The organism is Kitasatospora sp. GAS204B (genome assembly GCF_029892155.1).
Taxonomy (GTDB): domain Bacteria; phylum Actinomycetota; class Actinomycetes; order Streptomycetales; family Streptomycetaceae; genus Kitasatospora.
In genome coordinates, this window is the sequence record NZ_JARZAG010000080.1 from 1 (window position 1) to 1,175 (window position 1,175).

Sequence of the window (1,175 nt, forward strand, 5' to 3'; positions counted from 1 at the left end):
TGAGCTGGGGCCGGCCGCAGAGACCAGCGAGAAGCGACTGTTTACTAAAAACACAGGTCCGTGCGAAGCCGTAAGGCGATGTATACGGACTGACGCCTGCCCGGTGCTGGAACGTTAAGGGGACCGGTTAGCTCTGATTCGTCGGGGCGAAGCTGAGAACTTAAGCGCCAGTAAACGGCGGTGGTAACTATAACCATCCTAAGGTAGCGAAATTCCTTGTCGGGTAAGTTCCGACCTGCACGAATGGCGTAACGACTTCTCGACTGTCTCAACCATAGGCCCGGTGAAATTGCATTACGAGTAAAGATGCTCGTTTCGCGCAGCAGGACGGAAAGACCCCGGGACCTTTACTATAGCTTGATATTGGTGTTCGGTTCGGCTTGTGTAGGATAGGTGGGAGACTTTGAAGCCTTGACGCCAGTCTTGGTGGAGTCGTCGTTGAAATACCACTCTGGTCGTGCTGGATGTCTAACCTGGGTCCGTGATCCGGATCAGGGACAGTGTCTGGTGGGTAGTTTAACTGGGGCGGTTGCCTCCTAAAGAGTAACGGAGGCGCCCAAAGGTTCCCTCAGCCTGGTTGGCAATCAGGTGTTGAGTGTAAGTGCACAAGGGAGCTTGACTGTGAGACCGACGGGTCGAGCAGGTGCGAAAGCAGGGACTAGTGATCCGGCGGTGGCTTGTGGAAGCGCCGTCGCTCAACGGATAAAAGGTACCCCGGGGATAACAGGCTGATCTTCCCCAAGAGTCCATATCGACGGGATGGTTTGGCACCTCGATGTCGGCTCGTCGCATCCTGGGGCTGGAGTAGGTCCCAAGGGTTGGGCTGTTCGCCCATTAAAGCGGTACGCGAGCTGGGTTTAGAACGTCGTGAGACAGTTCGGTCCCTATCCGCTGTGCGCGTAGGAATATTGAGAAGGGCTGTCCCTAGTACGAGAGGACCGGGACGGACGAACCTCTGGTGTGCCAGTTGTCCTGCCAAGGGCATGGCTGGTTGGCTACGTTCGGGAGGGATAACCGCTGAAAGCATCTAAGCGGGAAGCCTGCTTCGAGATGAGTATTCCCACCTCCTTGAGAGGGTAAGGCTCCCAGTAGACGACTGGGTTGATAGGCCGGATGTGGAAGCCTCGTAAGGGGTGGAGCTGACCGGTACTAATAGGCCGAGGGCTTGTCCTCAG

1 rRNA gene is annotated in these 1,175 nt (G+C 56.3%); it reads left to right on the plus strand.

Annotation, left to right across the window (positions count from 1 at the left end):
• Positions 1 to 1,173, plus strand: a 23S ribosomal RNA gene (locus P3T41_RS36860); the annotation flags it as partial.
• Positions 1,174 to 1,175: the final 2 nt, after the last annotated feature.